This window comes from Oceanobacter sp. ABM4_470, from assembly GCF_056158645.1.
The window spans coordinates 327,171-347,267 of the sequence record NZ_JBSWTR010000001.1 but is presented as its reverse complement, the minus strand read 5'-3'; the positions used below and the strand labels follow the sequence as shown (position 1 = coordinate 347,267).

16 protein-coding genes are annotated in these 20,097 nt (G+C 55.7%); 10 read left to right on the top strand and 6 right to left on the bottom strand.

What is annotated here, in order from left to right:
- Positions 1-146: 146 nt before the first annotated feature.
- The 3 genes from ACXADJ_RS01485 to ACXADJ_RS01475 form a co-directional block, all read right to left on the bottom strand.
- Positions 147-1,544, bottom strand: coding sequence for an aminotransferase class III-fold pyridoxal phosphate-dependent enzyme (locus tag ACXADJ_RS01485; protein ID WP_475062290.1), 1,398 nt, complete (start codon positions 1,542-1,544; stop codon positions 147-149).
- 140 nt (positions 1,545-1,684) lie between these two features.
- On the bottom strand, positions 1,685-3,169 hold the full coding sequence (locus tag ACXADJ_RS01480; protein WP_475062288.1) for an NAD-dependent succinate-semialdehyde dehydrogenase: 1,485 nt from the start codon (positions 3,167-3,169) through the stop codon (positions 1,685-1,687).
- A 16-nt stretch (positions 3,170-3,185) separates the two neighbouring features.
- Positions 3,186-4,286: a tartrate dehydrogenase gene (locus ACXADJ_RS01475; RefSeq protein WP_475062285.1), complete on the bottom strand. Its 1,101-nt coding sequence runs from the start codon at positions 4,284-4,286 to the stop codon at positions 3,186-3,188.
- Positions 4,287-4,539: 253 nt separating this feature from the next.
- Between ACXADJ_RS01475 and ACXADJ_RS01470 the strand changes: the two genes are divergently transcribed.
- Positions 4,540-4,875, top strand: a complete 336-nt coding sequence (locus tag ACXADJ_RS01470; RefSeq protein WP_475062282.1) for a Rieske (2Fe-2S) protein — start codon at positions 4,540-4,542, stop codon at positions 4,873-4,875.
- A gap of 146 nt (positions 4,876-5,021) precedes the next feature.
- On the opposite strand, the gene ACXADJ_RS01465 is transcribed toward ACXADJ_RS01470, so the two are convergent.
- The 3 genes from ACXADJ_RS01465 to ACXADJ_RS01455 all read right to left on the bottom strand — a co-directional run bounded on the left by ACXADJ_RS01465 (position 5,022) and on the right by ACXADJ_RS01455 (position 7,649).
- Positions 5,022-5,339 (bottom strand): hypothetical protein, encoded by a 318-nt coding sequence (locus ACXADJ_RS01465; RefSeq protein ID WP_475062280.1) that lies wholly within the window; start codon positions 5,337-5,339, stop codon positions 5,022-5,024.
- Between the two features lie 282 nt (positions 5,340-5,621).
- Positions 5,622-6,419: a DNA/RNA nuclease SfsA gene (sfsA, locus tag ACXADJ_RS01460; RefSeq protein ID WP_475062278.1), complete on the bottom strand. Its 798-nt coding sequence runs from the start codon at positions 6,417-6,419 to the stop codon at positions 5,622-5,624.
- Positions 6,420-6,461: 42 nt separating this feature from the next.
- Complete coding sequence (locus tag ACXADJ_RS01455; RefSeq protein ID WP_475062276.1) at positions 6,462-7,649, bottom strand: aminotransferase class I/II-fold pyridoxal phosphate-dependent enzyme; 1,188 nt, start codon at positions 7,647-7,649, stop codon at positions 6,462-6,464.
- Positions 7,650-8,033: 384 nt separating this feature from the next.
- On the opposite strand from ACXADJ_RS01455, the gene dksA reads away from it, so the two are divergent.
- The 9 genes from dksA to panC all read left to right on the top strand — a co-directional run bounded on the left by dksA (position 8,034) and on the right by panC (position 20,097).
- Positions 8,034-8,468 carry an RNA polymerase-binding protein DksA gene (gene dksA, locus ACXADJ_RS01450; RefSeq protein ID WP_475062273.1) on the top strand — a complete coding sequence of 145 codons (435 nt, stop codon included), beginning with the start codon at positions 8,034-8,036 and terminating at the stop codon, positions 8,466-8,468.
- A gap of 72 nt (positions 8,469-8,540) precedes the next feature.
- A complete protein-coding gene (gene gluQRS / locus ACXADJ_RS01445; protein WP_475062271.1) occupies positions 8,541-9,527 on the top strand; it encodes a tRNA glutamyl-Q(34) synthetase GluQRS in 987 nt (328 codons plus the stop codon).
- Between the two features lie 281 nt (positions 9,528-9,808).
- Positions 9,809-12,022 carry a PAS domain-containing protein gene (locus tag ACXADJ_RS01440; RefSeq protein ID WP_475062269.1) on the top strand — a complete coding sequence of 738 codons (2,214 nt, stop codon included), beginning with the start codon at positions 9,809-9,811 and terminating at the stop codon, positions 12,020-12,022.
- Positions 11,971-12,729 (top strand): sensor histidine kinase, encoded by a 759-nt coding sequence (locus ACXADJ_RS01435; protein WP_475062267.1) that lies wholly within the window; start codon positions 11,971-11,973, stop codon positions 12,727-12,729. Before ACXADJ_RS01440 ends, ACXADJ_RS01435 begins: the two co-directional genes overlap by 52 nt.
- A complete protein-coding gene (locus ACXADJ_RS01430; RefSeq protein WP_475062264.1) occupies positions 12,726-14,171 on the top strand; it encodes a sigma-54-dependent transcriptional regulator in 1,446 nt (481 codons plus the stop codon). The genes ACXADJ_RS01435 and ACXADJ_RS01430 overlap by 4 nt, the downstream gene beginning before the upstream one ends.
- Before the next feature lie 2,125 nt (positions 14,172-16,296).
- Positions 16,297-17,736 (top strand): polynucleotide adenylyltransferase PcnB, encoded by a 1,440-nt coding sequence (gene pcnB / locus ACXADJ_RS01425; RefSeq protein ID WP_475062259.1) that lies wholly within the window; start codon positions 16,297-16,299, stop codon positions 17,734-17,736.
- Positions 17,733-18,227 (top strand): 2-amino-4-hydroxy-6-hydroxymethyldihydropteridine diphosphokinase, encoded by a 495-nt coding sequence (gene folK, locus ACXADJ_RS01420; protein WP_475062254.1) that lies wholly within the window; start codon positions 17,733-17,735, stop codon positions 18,225-18,227. The genes pcnB and folK overlap by 4 nt, the downstream gene beginning before the upstream one ends.
- Before the next feature lie 197 nt (positions 18,228-18,424).
- The gene (panB, locus tag ACXADJ_RS01415; RefSeq protein ID WP_475062248.1) at positions 18,425-19,231 is read left to right on the top strand and encodes a 3-methyl-2-oxobutanoate hydroxymethyltransferase; all 807 of its coding nucleotides are present in this window, start codon (positions 18,425-18,427) and stop codon (positions 19,229-19,231) included.
- Positions 19,231-20,097 (top strand): pantoate--beta-alanine ligase, encoded by an 867-nt coding sequence (panC, locus tag ACXADJ_RS01410; protein WP_475062245.1) that lies wholly within the window; start codon positions 19,231-19,233, stop codon positions 20,095-20,097. The genes panB and panC overlap by 1 nt, the downstream gene beginning before the upstream one ends.

Here is a 20,097-nt window from a genome sequence, read left to right as displayed (position 1 = left end):
CAGATGCTTGATTGCAGTGAATTTTTCCGGTTGTCACCTTTGTCAGCAGGAATAAATACAGACACGGTGCTGTTCCAGCATTGAGATAAACAGCAGTCAAACAGCACCGTGCCTGTTGCAAGCCCTAACCGGATATTTCAATCCGATTAGCCAACCAGGTGCGTCAGCTCACACTGTTTCATTACAGCGTTAAGGGTTTTCTCGAAGCGTTCAATCAACAGGTCGATGTCGGCTTCGGTGCAACACAGCGGTGGAGCAAAACCAATCACGTCGTCAGCAAAGGCACGGAAAATCAGGCCATTTTTGTAGCCTTCCTTGTACATTTTGTCGGCCACTTTCAGCTCTTTGGCAGGCTTGGTTTTGTTGGCCTTATCGGTCACCAGCTCGACCCCGGCCAGCATACCGGCACAGCGCACTTCGCCAACTAACGGGTGATCGGCCAGCGCATTCAGCCTGGAGTTGAAGTAAGCGCCAACGTTCTTGCCGTTCTCCAGCAAGCCACCGTCGGTGTACAAATCCAGTACCGCCATGGCAATCGACGCACTCAACGGGTGACCGGAATAGGTGAATCCGTGGCCAACAGCGTTGTTGCCAGCACCTTCAGCAATCACGTCGTAGAAGGCATTGGTCATCAGCAAGGCCCCCATCGGCGCATAGCCAGACGTCAGGCCCTTGGCGCAGGTCAGCAGGTCGGGTTCAACGCCTTCCGTTTCACAAGCGAACATAGGGCCAGTGCGGCCAAAACCGGTGATCACTTCATCCGCCAGGAACAGCATGTCCATCTCTTTACAGGCGTCACGCATGGCTTTCAGGTAGCCCTTTGGCGGCACAATCACGCCGCCAGAGCCCTGTACCGGCTCGCAGAAAAACGCCGCAACGTTATCCGCACCACCCAGCTCCGCCACTTTGGCACGCAGGTCGTCGACCGATTTGTCGATGATCTGCTGGTCGCTCATGCCTTCGCCATTGCGGTACGGGTACGGCGACGGAATATGGTGCTGCCACTGCAGCGGCAGGTCGAACTTGTCGTGAAAAACCGGCAAGGCCGTCATACCAGCGCCAGTGCTGGTAGAACCGTGGTAGCCCTTCTCCAGCGCAATGATGTTCTTCTTGCTATGCAAGCCCTTCGAGTTGAAGTAATAGCGAATCAGACGAATGGCGCTGTCGACGGCATCGGAGCCGCCCAAGGTGAAATACACCTTGTTGAGATCGCCCGGTGCCAGTTCGGCCAGTCGTGCCGCCAGACGAATGGTCGGCTCGGATGAAAAATGGAAGTAACCGGTAGCGTACGGCAACTCGGTCAGTTGATCGGTGGCGGCCTTGATCACCGACTCATGGCCGTAACCGGCGTTGACGCACCAGAGGCCAGAGAATCCATCGAGCAGCTCGTGGCCATCAATGTCGGTTACGTAGGCGCCTTTGCCACTTTTCAGTACCAGCGCACCGTGCTCCTGATGCAGGTTCGGTGAAATTACCGGGTGAAACAGGTGTTCGCGGTCGAGTTGCTGCAGTTCGTCTTTAACGCTGTTGGCAGATTGGGTCATTTGATATTCCTTTAACTTGTACAGGGCTCTGGCAGAGCTAAATTTGGCTGCGCCAGCCGGATTCATCGTGAGCAAACTCACTCCCACTCCCGTCACGTCACGGGTGATCGACGCTCCGACCGGGCAGATCATTGACTAGCTCAGATACCGCCCATGCAGATGTATTTGATTTCCATAAAGTCATCGAGGCCGTACTTCGAGCCTTCACGACCGAGGCCGGATTCCTTCACTCCACCGAACGGAATCACTTCCGAGGTAATGGCGGTTTCATTAACTCCGACCATGCCGTATTCGAGTTCTTCACTCATGGTCCAGGCGCGGGAATAGTCGCGGGTGTACATGTAGGCAGCGAGGCCGTATTCGGTGTCGTTGGCCATAGCAATGGCTTCTTCATCGCTGGAGAAACGGAACACAGGTGCCACCGGGCCAAAGATTTCTTCGCTGAATACGCGCGCCTTCTGTGGCACGTCGGCCAGAATCGTTGGCGGGAAGAAGTTGCCTTCGTTCTTGTGATTGCTGCTGTCGATGCTGTAAATACGGCCGCCTTGAGTACAGGCGTCGTCCACCAGCGTAGCAACGTCATTGACCGCTCGTTGGCTGACCAACGGGCCAATATCAACACCGTCGTCCATGCCGTTGCCCTGCACCACCTGCTCGACTTTTTTGGCAAAAATCTGCAGAAATTCGTCGTAAACATCGTCGTGCACCAGAATGCGGTTGGCACAAATGCAGGTCTGGCCACCATTACGGAACTTGGAACCCAGCGCGCCCTGGGCGGCTTTTTCGAGGTCGGCATCGGCAAATACCAGAATCGGCGCGTTGCCGCCCAGCTCCATCGAGGCCTTTTTCACCGTCTGCGCCGCCTGGGTCAGCAGGATCTTGCCGACCGGGGTAGAGCCGGTGAAGGTTACTTTCTGCACCAACTTGTTGGTGGTCATTTCAAGGCCAACTTCGCGGCTCTTGGTGCTGGTAATCACATTGATCACACCCGCTGGTACACCGGCACGATGGGCCAGTTCCACCAGCGCCAATGCAGACAGCGGAGTTTCCGCCGCAGGCTTGATGATGATGCTGCAACCGGCGGCAATGGCTGGCGACGCCTTGCGGGTGATCATGGCGTTAGGGAAATTCCACGGCGTGATCGCTGTGACCACACCGACCGGCTGCTTGATGGTGATCATGCGGCGGTCGGAGCCGGTGGTCGGAATTACATCGCCGTAGCTGCGACGGGCTTCTTCAGCAAACCACTCAATGTAGGACGCGCCATAGGCCACTTCGCCACGGGATTCATTGAGCGACTTGCCCTGCTCCAGCGTCATGATTTCGGCCAGCGGTTCAATGTTGGCCATGATCAGTTCGTACCAGCGCTTCAGTACCGAAGCACGATGCTTAGCGGTGGTGCCTTTCCACTGCAGGTAAGCCTGATGGGCGCTGTTGATGGCCGAGCGGGTTTCTTCCGCACTCAGGTCAGCGACCTTGACGATCAGCTCATCGGTCGCCGGGTTGGTCACATCAAAGGTGTCGCCATGAATGGAATCGACCCATTCGCCGTTCACAAATGCCTGTTGCTTCAGCAGGTCCTGAACGGTCAATGCGTTATCAGATGCAGTCATAGATGCAGTCATAAAAGAAGCTCCTTGATCAGGCGTTAGAGGTAGTGTCAGCAACCGGGGTCAGATGGGCATTGGCAACCGCATCGGCAATGGTCTGACCCAACGCCGAAGTCGTTGCGCTGCCGCCCATATCCGGCGTCAGGTTGTCGCTGTTTTTCAGGGTGGCTTCGATGGCCGCCATGATGGCGTCATGAGCCTGCGAATAGCCGAGGTGATCCAGCATCATGGCACCGGACCAGATCATGCCAATCGGGTTGGCGATGCCTTTGCCTGCGATGTCTGGCGCTGAGCCATGCACGGGCTCGAACATCGACGGGAAGTCATTGGTCGGGTTGATGTTGGCAGATGGCGCAATGGCGATGGTGCCAGTAATGCCCGGGCCAAGGTCAGAAAGGATGTCGCCAAACAGGTTGGAACCAACCACCACGTCGTATTGTTCCGGCTTGTTGACGAAATTGGCGGTCAGAATATCAATGTGGTATTTCGACACATCAACGTCCGGGTAATCGGCTGACATGGTTTCAACGCAGTCGTCCCAGAAAGGCATGGAGTGAATAATGCCATTGGACTTGGTGGCCGAAGCAAGCATCTTGCGTGGACGGCTGTTAGCCAGTTCAAAGGCGTATTTCAGTACCCGGTTCACGCCACGACGGGTAAATACCGACTGCTGCAACACCACTTCGTGGTCGGAACCTTCGTAGATGGAGCCACCGATGTTGGAGTATTCGCCTTCGCAGTTTTCGCGTACCACGTAAAAGTCGATATCGCCTGGCTTTTTATCGGCCAGCGGGCATTTCACCCCTTCAAACAAGCGCACCGGACGCAGGTTGATGTACTGCTCGAACTCGCGACGGATAGGAATCAGCAAGCCCCACAACGAGATATGATCAGGCACGGTCGGGAAGCCCACTGCGCCCAGATAAATGGCGTCGAATTTGGACAGCTGTTCGATACCGTCGTCCGGCATCATCTTGCCGGTTTCCAACCAGGTCTCACAGCTCCAGTCAAACCATTCCCACTGCACTTCAATATCAAAGCGCTTGCAGGCCGCTTCCAGCACCTTGATACCTTCCGGCATCACTTCGGTGCCGATACCGTCACCGGGAATTACAGCAATCTTCAGGCTCATATGAATCCCATCCCTTTGTTCTTGATTCAGTGTCAATTCAGTGCGAATGCAGCTATTGATTAACAAGTTACGTTGGATGCGGAGCAGGATTTGGCTGTTATGAATGAGCAGGAAACAGAATCCGCTGCTTTTGAAGCAGCCGCAGCATTTTCTGTCACAGTCCAGTATTCATGGGGCTTGACGGCAGGTTTGAGTTAAACTCAGTAGTTAATCACGCGCTCGAACGGCGCATTCCGGCCTGCAGGAGCCTGCCATGACGACAGAATTCACGCGTTTATGCACCCTCGACGACATCCCCGACAACGACGCCAAAGGCTTTGAACTGGACGGCCGTCCACTGGTGGCTGCCCGCAAGGGTGAGCAAGTGTTCGTGTACGACAATTCCTGCCCACACCGGGGCATTCGGCTGGAGTGGATGCCGGATCAGTTTATGGATACCGAAGGGGTATTTATTCAGTGTGCGACGCACGGCGCCTTGTTCAACGTGGATGACGGGATGTGTATTGCAGGCCCTTGCAGTGGCACGCCGCTGACCGGTTGGGAGACGGAAATAGCAGATGGAGAGGTAAAGGTACGGCCGTTTGAATGAGGGCAGGGTGTCGGGTGTCGGGCAGAAACAAAACGCACTGGCCCGCCAACCAAACCAGTGCGTACCGTTTAAATCGAGCCGCTGTAATCCGGCTCGTCCGCTTGCGATGAGTCCTCGGCTTTGTCGGACTTCCTCGCCGCGTTCAGCTAATCCATGGCTTGGTTAAATTTTTCCTTGCCCAATTCGTAGCCTTTTTTGGCTTTGTCCTTGCTGAACTCGTAACCGTCTTTAGCGGCTTCCTTGCTGTTTTCATAGCCTTTTTTGGCCAGTTCAGAACCCTTTTCAAAGCCTTTTTCTGCCAGTTCGCCACCTTTTTCAGCGCCTTTGGCAACGGCATCCTTACCGTCTTCAAACAGCTCCTTGCTTTTGCTAACGGTTTTGTCCCACAGGGATTCTTCAGCCAGCGTTGGCTGAGCCACCATCAACAACGCGGCAGAAGCCGCCGCTAGTACAAAACGTGTCATTGCTGTGTTCCTGTTGTTTATTATGAATGGTTAAGGCCCCTCTAAATAACTCTGCACTGCTCTGCGCGAGTTCTGCAGGTTGTCAGAACAAGGCGGCGAATGCAGCGGAATGACTGGTCCTTTCCAAATTCGCCAACGCCGTTCTGGCGACCTGCAGGCCGCGCCCTACGGGGATGGCAGGGCATTGCTGACTCTGTGTCGCTGATTTTTGACTTGACTCGTCAGGCCTTCAAATCAGCTTCTTGACTCAGCGTCACCCTGTCATCCAGAGCGGGCACCGAGTTATTCAGAGGGGCCTTGATTCGCAAAATCGTGATAACCAAGAACCTTTAACGCCTGTTCAGGTTCCACAGTCATGCTACCCGCTGCTTCGTCAAAACGCACCGGCCAGGCTAGCACCTGAACGCCCTGCTGTTGAATACGTTCAAGTGCCTCGGCGTACTCTGGGTCGACGTCTGCGGCGGCAGCCACCTGTTCAATGCCTTCCAGAGAAACGCAAAACACCAGTGCTGCCCGATGGCCCTGCTGTTGTAACTGCGCCAATCGGTTGAGGTGTTTGAGGCCGCGCTCGGTACGCGCGTCCGGAAAACAGCCGAGCCCCGGTTTCAGGTCGTAGCGTGGCAGGGTCAGGCTTTTTACCTCGATAAAGAAATCCGGTTTGTCGTCCCCGCTGAGGCAGAAGTCCAGCCGACCATCTTCGACTTTGGGCTCTTTCTGAATCACCGAATAGCCATGCAACCAATGAGCGGCATCTGTACTGGCCTGCTGCAACTGGCGACTCAGTGCTTCAAACATCAGCTGGTTGGCCCGAGCGGTGTTCACGCAGGCTTTAAATTGCCCTGCAGGCGTCGTCACCGTGGTCCATTCCCAGCTGATCGGCAGTTTGCGTTTGGGGTTATGACTATCCCACAGCCACACCTTGCAACCGGCATCGGCGCAGTGGGTCATGGAGCCCGTATTGGCGCAATGGGCAGTAATGACTTCCCCTTCGCGGCCCGGCGAATCCAGCTCGATATCTGCCAAAAAACGCTTGTAGCGTTTGATCAAACGCCCGCTAAGCAATGGGCTGTCGTATTGCATGCTGTGTTCCTGCTGTTTCCTGCGACTGTCCCGCAAACTTGTTCAGTTAAGCCAGTCGGCCAAACGGCTCATGGCCAGCTTCAGGCGCTCAATGTCGGCGGTGAAAGCGAATCGAACATGCGTTAGTGCACCGGCTTCGCCAAAGTCCACGCCGGGTGTAAAAGCGACACCGGTTTCGCGCAGAGCACGCAGGCAGAAATCCAGGCTGTTGTCGGTAAACTGGCTGGCGTCGGCGTACACATAGAACGCGCCATCCGGTGCAACCGGCACCTTGAAGCCCAGTTCAGGTAAGGCTTCAAGCAGGTATTCACGACGCTCGGCCAGAATCTGACGACGCTCTTCCATAATGGCGACACTGTCGTCATCAAAGGCTGCCATGGCTGCGTATTGGGCAATGGTGGACGGCGCCAGAAAGACGTTCTGGGCCAGAGTATCGAGGGTTTCTCCCCAGCTTTCCGGCACCACGGTCCAGCCCAAACGCCAGCCGGTCATGCCGAAGTATTTCGAGAAGCTGTTCAGCACCACGGCATCGTCAGCCACCGACAGTACGGTCTGAGGCTCCACGGTGAAGTTCAGTCCCTGATAAATCTCATCGACCCACAACTCTCCGCCCTTGGCCGCTACCGCCCGATGCAAACCAGACAGCTCATCCAGCGAAAGTACCGTGCCGGTCGGGTTGGCCGGGCTGGCCACCAGCGCGGCCTTGGTCGTAGCAGACCAGTGTTGCCCGATCATTGCTGGGGTCAGCTGGTAACGGTCGGCAGGCCCGGCTGGAATCAACTGCCCATGGGCATCAAACAAGGCGGCAAAATGACGGTTACACGGATATCCAGGATCGGCCAGCATCAGTTGATCATCGCGATTCAGACGGGCCGCAGCCAGCAACAACAGCGCCCCCGACGCTCCGGGCGTCAGCACAATGCGCTGAGGGTTAACATCCACACCAAAGCGGCTTTGGTACCAGCCTGCGACCTTTTCACGCAGTTGCGGCAAACCCAATGCCGGGGTATAGCCGGTGTTGCCATCGGCGATGGCCTGCATTCCAGCACGGGCAATCGGCTCCGGCGTGGTGAAATCCGGCTGGCCAACTTCCAGATGAATGATGTCCTTGCCTGCGGCCTGCAACGACTGGGCTTCTGCCAGCAGCGCCATTACCTGAAACGGGGCCACTCGTTGGGTACGGTCGGCCATATTGGCCATCACTGAAGATGAAGGGAATTGCTGAGTCACTGCACACTGCCTGTTGTCGATCAATGCAAAACGCCATTGTGACACAAACTCGATTTTGGCGACTCTGCCGCTTGCAAACAGCAAACACCGACCATTCGTGATTTTTACGACACCACCAAATCGGCCAGAAAGGCAATTCCTCTGTGCAGTCAGGGTCAAACAGGGTAATTTCCCAAAATGCTGGTTTTATCAGTCAGTCCCTTTGGAGGGTGACTCAGATAATGGTGGCGCGATGAAATAGTTGGCGCTTGCGCCGTTATCTGATAGTTTGCCCGCCTTATTATTTTGGGGCCTCGGGAGAAGGACGGTCTTTCGGTAACGAAAACCCGATTCCCAAGGCGATGTGTTCGGTTGGTTGAACCCATTACGTGAGGCAGCAATACCATGCCGCAAGAGAAGAAAGAATTCGCTCTCACAGACTTCACGCCATACGTGGCTTCAGCGGATGAAGAGTACATGAGTGACGCTCAGCTTGAGCACTTCGCAGACATCCTGCGCAAGTGGAAGCAAGAGCTGATGGAAGAGGTCGATCGCACCAAAGAGCACATGCAAACTGAGCTCGAGAACTACGCCGATCCTAACGACCGCGCCAGCCAGGAAGAGGAATTCAACCTCGAACTGCGTACTCGTGACCGTGAGCGCAAGTTGATCAAAAAGATCAACAAGACCATCGACAAGATCGACAAAGGCGATTACGGCTTCTGCGATGCCTGTGGTGTTGAGATTGGCATCCGTCGTCTGGAAGCCCGTCCAACCGCAGATCTGTGCATCGACTGCAAGACCTTGGCCGAAATCAAGGAAAAACAGCTGGGCGTATAATCCCGCTGTTTATGCCAGATCCCCACAAGGGATCTGGCAGTTCCTGCTCCCTCCTTCAGCGGCAGACTGTCCATGACCGCAACGAACTCGCTCGAACATTCAAACCACTCCGACTCCTGCCCTTCTGGCTACGTTGGCCGTTTTGCGCCTTCACCTACCGGCCCACTGCACTTTGGCTCGCTATTGGCCGCTCTGGCCAGTTATCTGGATGCCCGCGCACATAATGGCCGTTGGCTGGTTCGTATCGAAAACCTCGACCCACCAAGGGAAGACCCTCAAGCCGCCGACAGCATTTTGCGTATTCTGGAAGCCTACGGCTTTGAGTGGGATGGCGAAGTGCGCTATCAAAGCGACCGCAACGACGCCTATGAAGCCGTCCTGCAACAGCTTATTGCGTCCGCTCACAGTTTCCCTTGTGTTTGCTCACGTAAACAGCTTGCGGGAGACGTGCATCTGGATGGCCAATGCGTTGCCCAGCCACCGGCGTTTGATCGTCACTCAATCGACCTGTCCATCGCCTGTGCCTGGCGCTTCAAGGTGGCCGCCGAGCAACAACAACCGCTGTGCTTCGATGACCGCCTGCAAGGTCAGTTCTGCCTCACACCGAGCAGCGATATTGGCGATTTTGTGATTCGCCGACGTGATTTTTTATGGTCCTACCAACTGGCCGTAATTACCGACGACCACGATCAGGGCATCACCCATGTGGTGCGCGGCATCGACCTGATTGACTCCACCCAACGTCAACTGCTGATGCACCAGGCACTGGGCTGGTCATCGCCCAGCTATATGCACATTCCCGTCGCCGTTGAACGCAACGGCCAGAAGCTCAGCAAACAAAATCTCGCCCGGGCGCTGCAAGCAGACGATAGCGGCAACACCCTTTGGACTGCATTGGACTGGCTACGCCAGCAACCACCAGAGTCGCTGCGCGGAGCAGGCAACACCGCAGTATTGCAATGGGCGGTAGAGAACTGGCGGCCCGAGGTTCTGAAAGGCTTGCAGCAGCTGCCAGCACCGGAAGGGTTTCAGCGGTCTGAGGTCTGGACAGAATTGTAGGAGAGAGCTTGCTCTCGATGAGCCCCATCGCGAATAAATTCGCTCCTACAATGGCTGCTGTGGCTTCTGGAAATACAGCAACGTCAGATGGCAGTCGCTTCGCGTTTTTATCGGACCTACATGAGCGTTTCTTCAACCCGCTCATTCTCTCCCACAACAAACGCGCTCAACTCCCCCCGGGTGGGCAACGCTTATATCTGCACCAATGTGTTACTCTTGGTTGTTTGAGTTCGGCCACTTTGACGCCGATGTTACCCCCAAGCCCGTTTCGGAATTTCTGAATGACCTTCAGCCTAGGCCTGCTCTGTTTCATTCTGGTTGGTTATCTGTCACTGCTGTACTTCAGTGCCTATGCCGTTGAAAAAGGCTGGGTGCCCCGCCGTTGGGTACAACAGCCGGTTGTGTACATGCTGTCGCTGGGGGTTTTCGCCAGCGCCTGGAGTTACTACGGCAGCATCGCTTTGGCCGAGCTGTATGGTTATGGCTACCTCGCTTATTTTGGTGGGCTGGCCGGGGCCTTCCTGTTAACGCCGGTGCTGCTGCGGCCCATTTTGCGGATTACCCGGCGCTATCAGCTCAACTCATTAGCCGACTTACTGGCCTTCCGTTATCGCTCCAAGGCGGCCGGAATTCTGGTCAGTTTGTGCATGCTGGGAGTGGTGTTACCGCTACTGACGCTGCAAATCATGGCGGTTGCCGACACCATGAGCATGCTGGCACCGGAAGCTCCCAAGCAAGGGCTGGCATTGGGGTATGCGGTAGTGATTTTGCTGCTGACGATTCTGTTCGGTGCGCGCCAGATGACCCCACGGGAAAACCACGAAGGGCTGGTGTTCAGTCTGGCGCTGGAGTCGCTGGTCAAGCTGGTCGCGGTGATGGCTCTGTGTGCCATTCTGGTGTTCAACGTGTTACCCGAAGCCACCTTTGGCGGCAGTTGGCTCAGCTCTGCTCACGACTACCTGCTGGAACGGCCGGCAGCTCCGCCGAATGGCTCATGGTTGGCGTTGCTGATCATGTGTTTGGCCATTACTGTGGCGATGCCACACACCTTCCACATTACCTTTACCGAAAACGTCAGTAACCGCGCCTTGCGTCTGGCCAGTTGGGCCTTCCCGCTGATTTTGCTGGCGATGTCGATCAGTGTGGTGCCGTTGCTGTGGTCCGGGGTGATCACCGGACAATCTGCCCCGGCAGAATACTTTTCACTGGCACTGGGCATGGATACCGACAATCGTGCCATCGCCCTGATGGTGTTCCTCGGCGGGGTGTCTGCCGCTACCGGTGTCAGCATTCAGATGACTCTGGCCATTTCCGCCATGCTGCTGAATCACCTGCTGTTCCCCAACTACCAGCCGACGCCACAGCAAGACTTCTACCGTTGGCTGCTGTGGACCCGCCGCATCCTGATCCTCTGCATTCTGACCGCCGCGATGGTGTTCTACAGTGTGTTTTCCAATGATCTGGACATCAATCGACTGGGCATTCTGGCCTGTGGTGCGGCCATGCAATTTTTGCCGGGCATTGCAGGTTTGCTGTACTGGCGTGGCGCTTCCAAGCCGGGGTTCCTGATAGGTTTGAGCGCCGGTATGGCCATTTGGCTGATGGGACTGTTTTTGCCGTTCCTGTTCGATAAAACCCCTTACCTGAACTGGCTGGCGGTGCCCAATGAAGGCAACTGGTATCAAATTGCCCTTACCAGTGTAATAGCCAATCTGGGACTGTTCTTTATCGTCAGTAAACTGCGCCGCCCCACCGACGTTGAACTCAGTACCGCCGAAGCCTGTGTGATTGCCGCCCAGCGCCCCAGCATGCAACTGCTGGAAGCAGAAAACTCCAACGATGCGATTCTGGCGCTGTCCCGTCCATTGGGCCGCTACATGGCCGAACGCGAAGTGCATCAGGCGCTGAAAGACCTCGGCCTTCCGGGTTATGAAGACCGCCCACACGAACTGCGTCGACTGCGGGTGCGACTGGAAGCCAACCTCGCCAACCTGCTTGGCCCTACCGTGTCGCAGGACATCATTCGCCGCTACCTGCCGTTGCAGGATGGGCCGCCGCTGTCCAACGACATTTACCTGATTGAACAACGCCTGGAAGGCTTCAACGACCGCTTGTCAGGGCTGGCTGGCGAGCTGGATCACTTGCGCCGGTTCCACCGTCAAACGCTGGAGCGGCTACCGCTGGGCGCATGCTCTTTGGCAGAAGACGGTGAAATTTTGTTGTGGAACCGGGCCATGGTCGAAATGACCGGACTCACCGCCGAACGGGTGTCCGGTACGCTGGTCGACCACTTGCCTGCCCCCTGGGTGAGTTGCTTGGTCGCTTTATCAGAGGCTCGACCTTGCACGAACACAAAAAGCGTGTCGACCTGGGGGCCCGCCCTCATTGGTATACACTGCATAAGTCGATCATCCAGAGTGCCAACGGCCAGCCAGAGGGCACGGTGCTGTTGCTGGAAGACCAAACCGACAGCCAGTTGCTGGAGCGCGAGCTGATCCACAGCGAGCGGTTGGCATCCATTGGTCGGCTGGCGGCGGGTGTGGCTCATGAAATTGGTAACCCGATCACCGGCATCGACTGTCTGGCCCAGGGCATTGAATACGAAACTGACAATCCCGAGCTGATTGAAATCGGCCAGCAAATACGCGAGCAAACCCAACGGGTAAGCCGCATTTTGCAGTCGATGATGAACTTCGCCCACGCTGGCAACCACAGCACCGAGCACGAAGAAGTCAATCTGTATCAGTGCATTGAAGACGCCATGCAGCTGCTGCGTTTAAGCAAGCGCAGTCAGGACATCGCCTTTGTAAACCAGTGCCCCCAGGACCTGCTGGTGATTGGTGACTCGCAACGACTGGTGCAGGTGTTCGTCAACCTGTTCAGCAACGCCCGCGATGCCAGCCAACCCGGTCAACAGATCAGCGCCAGCGCCGATGCCGACCAGCATCAGGTAACCCTGCGCGTTGTCGATCAAGGCCATGGCATTCCTGCTGAGGTGCAGGAGCGGGTGTTCGAGCCCTTCTTCACCACCAAGGAAGTGGGCAAAGGCACCGGCCTTGGGCTGGCACTGGTGTACAGCATCATTGAAGAACATTATGGGCAGGTGCAGATCATCAGCCCGCTGGATGACGAGGGCGGCACTTGTGTTAAAGTCAGTCTCCCTCGCTACATGCCGGATAACAGGATGGAAGAGAATCTATGAGTCGTATTCTGGTTGTCGAAGATGAAGCCATCATTCGTCAGTCTGTTCGCCGCCTGCTGCAACGCCACAATTTTGAAGTGACGGATGTCGATAGCATCGATGCTGCTCGTGAGCACAAATTGCCAGAATACGATCTGGTCATCACCGACCTGCGCTTGCCTGGCGGTCAAGGCACCGACCTGATTGAACTGGCAGGCAGCACCCCGGTGCTGATCATGACCAGTTATGCCAGCCTGCGCTCTGCCGTAGACGCCATGAAAATGGGCGCCGTGGAATACATCGCCAAGCCGTTCGATCACACCGAACTGGTTGAGGCCGTGAAGAAGATTCTTGCCCAGCCGCGTATCGACCCGGCCGCGCGCATGAACGATGCCCTGGCCGACAGCCAATCCAGTCCGGCTGCCGCTGCTGCAACCAATAGCAGTGCCAGCAAACCTGCGGACCAAAATGGCAATGGCATCATCGGCAGTTGCGATGCCATGCAGGCGTTATTTCGCAAGATCAACAAGGTCGCGCCAACCGACGCTACTGTGCTGATTCATGGCGAATCCGGTACCGGTAAAGAACTGGTTGCCCGCGCCCTGCACGAACAAAGCCGCCGCCAGGGGGCCCAGTTGATTTCAGTAAACTGTGCCGCTATTCCCGAAACCCTGCTGGAATCCGAACTGTTCGGCCATGAAAAAGGCGCCTTTACCGGTGCTGCAGCCCAGCGTCAGGGTCTGGTAGAAGCCGCTAATGGTGGCACCCTGTTTCTGGATGAAATTGGTGAACTGCCACTGGAAGCACAGGCGCGCCTCTTACGGGTGTTACAGGAAAGCGAGATTCGCCGCGTCGGTGCCGTGCAAAGCATTAAAGTGGATGTGCGCCTGATTGCGGCCACCCACCGTAACCTCAAGGAAATGGCCGCCAATGGCGAGTTCCGTGAGGATTTATACTACCGCCTGAACGTTGTTGAGCTGACCCTGCCACCGCTGCGCGACCGTGGCGAAGACGTGGTCGAACTGGCCAACTACATGCTGACCCGTGCTTGCCAGCGCATGAACCAGCCGCCTATGCAGTTCGACGCCTTTGCAGTTAATGCCATTCGTCAGTACCAGTGGCCGGGTAACGTGCGTGAGCTGGAAAATGCCGTTGAACGTGCGGTGATTCTGGCCGACGACGACGAGATCAGCGCCGACCTGTTGGGCATCGACCTGTCACCAGACCGCTACATCAGCGAAGCCATGCGTGAAAACCTGGTCGACAACAACAACGCTCCGGAACCCGAAAGCAACCCGCAGCAAGCCCAGGGCGACCTGTCGCTGGACGATTACTTCGTGCACTTTGTGTTGGATAACGAAAGCCGCATGACCGAAACCGACCTGGCTCGCAAACTGGGCATTTCACGCAAGAGCCTGTGGGAGCGCCGCCAACGGCTGGGTATTCCTCGCAAGAAGAAGTAACACCTCGGGAACTGCTCTTCCGACGCTGAATAACTGTATCGGTTATTCAGCACCTTCCGCACTGCTCCTCACTCGCTGGTTCTTCCAAATCCTCGTTCCTGAAGCGTCTGGCCAGAAGCTCTTCACCGCAAGCCCTCGTCAGAAGCACCTCGTCAGAAGCTCCTCGTCAGAAGCTCCTCGTCAGAAGCTTCTTACCAAGGGACTAACCCACGTTAGATCCGAGGACTTCAAAAAGTGTTACGCCAGAAGGTGTTACCCACATACACCCAAAGTAGCAACCCATGCGCTACCCCAGGTAACACTTTCGGTAACATATCGGGCCAGATACAAATGATGAATTTTTCTAACCAATTGAATTTAAAACCATAAGTTATTGTTTTAATTGGAATTTTTGTTGTTTTGTAAGTTTAGAAACAGAATTGGCACACAAATAGCTAATCATTCACGTACAACAAGAGCGGTTCCTGGAAATAAAAATAATACCCAGCCAACCGACTAGCGCTGCCAAACAAAAACAAGATCGCAGTGCCGAGTGTCAGAACAAGAAAAAGTCAGAACTCTCTCGCAAACCCCGGCTCCGAAAGGACCCGGGGTTTGTTCTTTCTGGGGGATTGAAAAATCAGAGTACTTTCAGCCTCAGCCAGCAGCCTAAACCGCACGCCCCCCAACCTCTCATCCTTCCGCTTCAGACAAACCCAGGCCAAAACCACTTAACCCACGTCATTCAGCCCACACCAAGCTGGGCACTGCACAACCAGGCATAAACGCTCCGAGTCATCTATCAGCTCCCCATGGCCCTCGAACGACCATTTACTGATCTCTTGTCCCACCGACGCGAAATGACTTGTACCAAAGTGCTACTTTTCAGCCCGCTCTGTTACCTGGCACACACCCAAAGTGTTACGCAAAGTTTCGGGCTTGGTAACAAAACCCTTCAAAGCGTAAACGCGAAAAACCTAAGCTACTGTTTTTAAAGGTTTTTTTATTTTTGGCACGGGGATAGCAATAACCAATTCAAGAACAAGAGCTGCACAGCACCAAATAAAAATAACAAGGAGCCAAGCAGCCACGGGCCACCAATAAAAATAACAATTGGCCTGGAAAACGAAGACTCTTTGCTCTCTCCAGAACCCCGTGCACACCACACGGGGTTTGTTATTTCTGGAGCACCACTTTCCCAGGTTTCACCCTTTTCTCAGCCAGCTGCACGACCAGCCTTCTATTCGCCAGATGCAGACTTCACCGTACTTCCCCCATACTTTCACGCGGATAAATTGAAAGATCCAAGAACGACCTCCCCTGCATTTGTTGTCACCAAAGCACTGCTACTTTTGTTACCCCTGTTGTTACTCTTTCTGTAACTGCTCCTGCTTCTACGTCTTCTGCTAGCTCTACGTCTTCTGCTAGCTCTACGTCTTCTGCTAGCTCTACGTCTTCTGTTAACTCTACGTCTTCTGTTAGCGCTTCGTGACTTCGCATCGCCCTGTTATCAAGAGTGGGCACCGAATTTTTCAGAAGGTCTTAGGAGACAACACCAAAGTTCTCCACCCAAAGTTCCAAAAATTCACACGGCTGGCACGGTTGGTTGCCTTTGGCCCAAAGTGTTACCTGCTACCGCCGCTGTTACCCCACACCCCAAAAAAAGGTAACAAATCAGGCCACAACGACGTAACACGAGCCAAGGAAAAACCATAAGTCATTGTTTTATATGATTTTTTATTTTTTGGCACGCTAATGGCAATAACTCTGGCACGAACCTAAAACAACAATAACAACCGGTTCGGTAACACGAGTAACAACAAAAATAACAAGCACTCGTCACGGCATTGCCCCATACAACAAAAATAACTAGGGGCTTGCCAGTCCAACTGTTTCGAATGACTGGTACCGCTGATAAAAATAAAAACAGGCGGTACTGAACATTCAAAAGAGTGGATCTCCAGTCCGAGCGTTAGGGACAAAACAACAAAAAGAACAAAGGGCCTCCCGACAAAAGCCGCTACGAGCGGCTTTTTTGTTTTCTGCTTCCTCTAATCGTCGCAATTAGTCTGTTCCCAATTGGCAATATTCACCGTTGCACTGGTAAACTCCCTGCTTTCTTACGCGACAAAACAACTGAGCCTCAGTGAAGCGAATATCTTCTTTCATCAAAAACATCTTTCAGCCGGGCGACGAGCCGCAGGTCGATCACACCTTGCAAGTCATTAGCCGGGATGAACATTCCATCAGCCGCAGCCAGATCAGCGATGCCGCGCTGAAGGTTCTGTATCGACTGCACAACGCCGGTTACGAAGCCCTGCTCGTTGGTGGTGGCGTGCGTGACACCCTGTTGGGTATGTCACCGAAAGATTTTGATGTGGCAACCAACGCGACCCCGGAGCAAGTCAACAAGCTGTTCCGCAACTCGCGTTTGATTGGCCGCCGCTTCAAGCTGGTTCATGTGGTATTTGGCCGTGAAGTCATCGAGGTCGCCACCTTCCGCGCGCCGCCTACCGAACAGCACTCCGACAAGGTTGCTGCCACCGGTGACCAGGGCATGATCCTGCGCGACAACGTGTATGGCACCCGTGAAGAAGATGCCATGCGCCGTGACTTCACCATCAATGCGCTGTACTACAACATTGCCGACTTTGGCGTGTACGCCTACGCCGGTGGCTGGCACGACCTGCAAAACCGTCAAATCCGCTTGATTGGCGACCCGGAAACCCGCTATCGGGAAGACCCGGTACGGATGCTGCGTGCCATTCGTTTTATGGGCAAACTGGAAGGCTTCCAGCTGTCCCCGGCAACCGCAGCCCCAATTCCTGCGCTGGCGCCATTGCTGCTGCAAGTGCCTGCCGCACGTATGTTCGATGAATGCCTGAAACTGTTTTTGGCTGGCAAGGCGCTCGACACCCTGCAACTGCTACGTGACTACCAGTTGTTCGGGCATATTTTCCCGGGCACTGAGCAGTGCTTGCAGGAAGACGAATTTGCCCGCTCACTGGCCGAAAACACCATGCGTAACACCGATGCCCGCATTGGCCAGGGTAAGTCGGTAACACCGTACTTCTTCCTTGCCGCACTCTTGTGGCCTCAGGTTGAACGTGTGCGCAAAGAATTCGAAGCCTCTGGTCTGCCGCCACACCCGGCCATGCAGAAAGCTGCCGACCGCGTGCTGGCCCAGCAAATTCGCCATACTGCCATTCCAAAGCGTTTCTCGATCCCGATGCGGGAAATCTGGGAAATGCAGCTGCGCCTGCCACGAATCAACAGCCGCAAGTGCAAGGATCTGCTGTCGCACCCGCGCTTCCGTGCCTCCTACGATTTCCTGCTACTGCGTGAGCAGTCTGGCGAACAGCTGGATAACATCGGCCAGTGGTGGACCGACTATCAGGAACAGGAAGGCGTACCGGAGCAGCCGCGTCGCTCACGCCGTTCCGACAGCAACTCCAGTGGTTCAGGCCGTAGCAACGGTGGCAATAACAGCAGCAACCACGAAGGCAGTGGCCGCGACGAGCGCCGTCCATCGCGCAAACGCCGCAGCAGCCGTCGTTCCAGCAGTTCCCGGCGCAACAACGGATGATCCGTTGTTACCTCGGGCTGGGTGCTAACCTCAATGAGCCATACCAGCAGCTGCAAACGTGCCTGGAAACCCTCAACCAGCATCCGGATATTACCCTGACGGGCTACTCGTCGTTTTATCGCAGCAAGCCGGTTGGTCCGCAGGATCAGCCGGACTACGTGAATGCCGTTGCCTGTATCGACACCGACCTTCAGCCGCTGGACTTGCTGGATGCCCTGCAAGCCATTGAAAACGGTCAGGGCCGGGTGAGACTGCGCCGCTGGGGCGAACGCACACTGGACATTGATATCCTGCTGGTCGATGACCAGCGCATCGACAGCGAACGCCTGACCGTACCGCATGTAGAAATGACCAACCGCCTGTTTGTTATGCTGCCACTGGCCGAACTGGCCCCGGCGCTGGTACTGGCCGACGGCAACAGCGTGCTGCAACACGCCGAGCAACTGGCAGACCAGGACGAGCTGGTGATCATGGGCCGGCCGGATATCTGAATACCGACCGATAACCGCGGATTCCTTCCTTTTACTCGTCAATTGCACCTCAGGCTCAGCCTGGATGTTAACTGTCGATCAAATAACCACCGATATCATTGCCTTCCAAGGAAAATTACCAAGGTAATATTGACTTGCTGGCACCAATCCGCACCATAAGCGACCACAAATCTGAGCTGGAGCACCGGGAGAGAACAATGTCCCCAGTCAATCTGAAATCCCTGCAAGGCCGCAAAGCCAAACAGGAGAAGTTTGCAGTCCTCACTGCCTATGACTCGACATTCGCGCAGCTGGCCGCTGACGCAGGCATCGAGTGCCTGCTGGTTGGCGATTCCCTCGGCATGGTATTGCAGGGCAATGACAGCACACTGCCGGTATCGCTCGAAGAAATGGCTTACCACACCCGTTGTGTGGCTCGTGGTAACCAGCGTTCTGAAACCCCGGCGTTCATCATGACCGACCTGCCGTTCATGAGCTATGGCACCATCGAAGCCGGTCTGGCAGCCGCCCGCGCCGTGATGCAAGCCGGTGCCCACATGGTCAAGATTGAAGGTGACGAATGGCTGGCACCACTGATCAGCGTGCTGGCGCAGCAAGGTGTACCCGTGTGTGCTCACCTGGGTCTGACGCCTCAGGCGGTTAACAAGCTGGGCGGCTACCGCGTTCAGGGCCGCGACCAGGAGCGTGCTGATGCACTGGTAAACGCTGCCATTACCCTGGCCGACGCCGGTGCCGACATCATCTTGCTGGAATGCGTGCCATCCGGATTGGCCAAGCGTGTCACCGAAGCCGTCAGCGTGCCTGTAATTGGCATTGGTGCGGGCAAGGACACCGACGCCCAGGTGCTGGTAATCCACGACATGCTGGGCCTGCACACCGGTCGCGTTGCTCGCTTCGTTAAAAACTACATGACCGAAGGCCGCACCGTTCAGCAAGCCTTGCAAGCCTACGGCGACGAAGTTCGCAGTGGCACATTCCCGTCTGCGGAGCATGAGTTCGCCTGATGAAAACCATTCATACTGTGGCCGCCTTGCGGGCGGAAATTCGTGCTGCTCGTAAAGCCGGTAAAGACATCGGCTTTGTGCCTACCATGGGCAATTTGCACGCTGGCCACATCAGCCTGATCAAGGCCTCCAAACAGCAAGACTGCTTTACCGTTGCCAGCATTTTCGTTAACCCGCTGCAGTTCAACGACAAGAGCGATCTTGAGCGTTACCCGCGCACCCTGACAGCCGATCAGGAGCAACTGGTCAGCGCCGACTGCGACCTGCTGTTCGCGCCAGATGTCGACGAAATGTACCCTGCCGGTCAGGCTATCCAGAGTACCGTCAGCGTACCGGGCGTGTCTGAAGGCTTGTGCGGCGGCAGCCGTCCGGGTCACTTCGACGGCGTAGCCACCGTGGTCACCAAGCTGTTCAACATGGTGCAGCCAGACCTCGCCTTTTTCGGCGAGAAAGACTTCCAGCAAGTGGCGGTGATTCGCAAAATGGTCGCCGACCTCAATATGCCGCTGACCATCGTCGCCGTGCCCACCGCCCGGGCGACCGACGGTCTGGCACTGAGCTCCCGCAACGGCTATCTGACCGAGTCCGAACGCCAAGCGGCACCGGCGCTTTATCAGGCCTTGACCGCCATCGGCAACGGCCTGCAACAGCAGCAGCCTTTGGCTGAGTTGATCGCCGCCGCCGAACAGCAACTGCAAGCAGCCGGCTTCAAACCCGACTATCTGGAAGTGCGCCATGCTGCCAACCTGAGCATTGCCGACGCCCCCAAAGTGGGTGACAAGCTGGTGATTCTGGGGGCCGCGTTCCTTGGCAAAGCCCGCTTGATCGACAACATTTCCGTAACATTGATCACCAAAAACGATTAG

Bases quoted from the DNA above. Each gene is read 5' to 3' on its own strand.
- panB (WP_475062248.1), top strand. From the start codon at position 18,425: ATGTCCCCAGTCAATCTGAAATCCCTGCAAGGCCGCAAAGCCAAACAG.
- sfsA (WP_475062278.1), bottom strand. From the start codon at position 6,419: ATGCAATACGACAGCCCATTGCTTAGCGGGCGTTTGATCAAACGCTAC.
- dksA (WP_475062273.1), top strand. From the start codon at position 8,034: ATGCCGCAAGAGAAGAAAGAATTCGCTCTCACAGACTTCACGCCATAC.
- ACXADJ_RS01465 (WP_475062280.1), bottom strand. From the start codon at position 5,339: ATGACACGTTTTGTACTAGCGGCGGCTTCTGCCGCGTTGTTGATGGTG.
- panC (WP_475062245.1), top strand. From the start codon at position 19,231: ATGAAAACCATTCATACTGTGGCCGCCTTGCGGGCGGAAATTCGTGCT.
- ACXADJ_RS01480 (WP_475062288.1), bottom strand. From the start codon at position 3,169: ATGACTGCATCTATGACTGCATCTGATAACGCATTGACCGTTCAGGAC.
- ACXADJ_RS01430 (WP_475062264.1), top strand. From the start codon at position 12,726: ATGAGTCGTATTCTGGTTGTCGAAGATGAAGCCATCATTCGTCAGTCT.
- gluQRS (WP_475062271.1), top strand. From the start codon at position 8,541: ATGACCGCAACGAACTCGCTCGAACATTCAAACCACTCCGACTCCTGC.
- ACXADJ_RS01440 (WP_475062269.1), top strand. From the start codon at position 9,809: ATGACCTTCAGCCTAGGCCTGCTCTGTTTCATTCTGGTTGGTTATCTG.
- folK (WP_475062254.1), top strand. From the start codon at position 17,733: ATGATCCGTTGTTACCTCGGGCTGGGTGCTAACCTCAATGAGCCATAC.
- ACXADJ_RS01470 (WP_475062282.1), top strand. From the start codon at position 4,540: ATGACGACAGAATTCACGCGTTTATGCACCCTCGACGACATCCCCGAC.
- ACXADJ_RS01485 (WP_475062290.1), bottom strand. From the start codon at position 1,544: ATGACCCAATCTGCCAACAGCGTTAAAGACGAACTGCAGCAACTCGAC.
- ACXADJ_RS01475 (WP_475062285.1), bottom strand. From the start codon at position 4,286: ATGAGCCTGAAGATTGCTGTAATTCCCGGTGACGGTATCGGCACCGAA.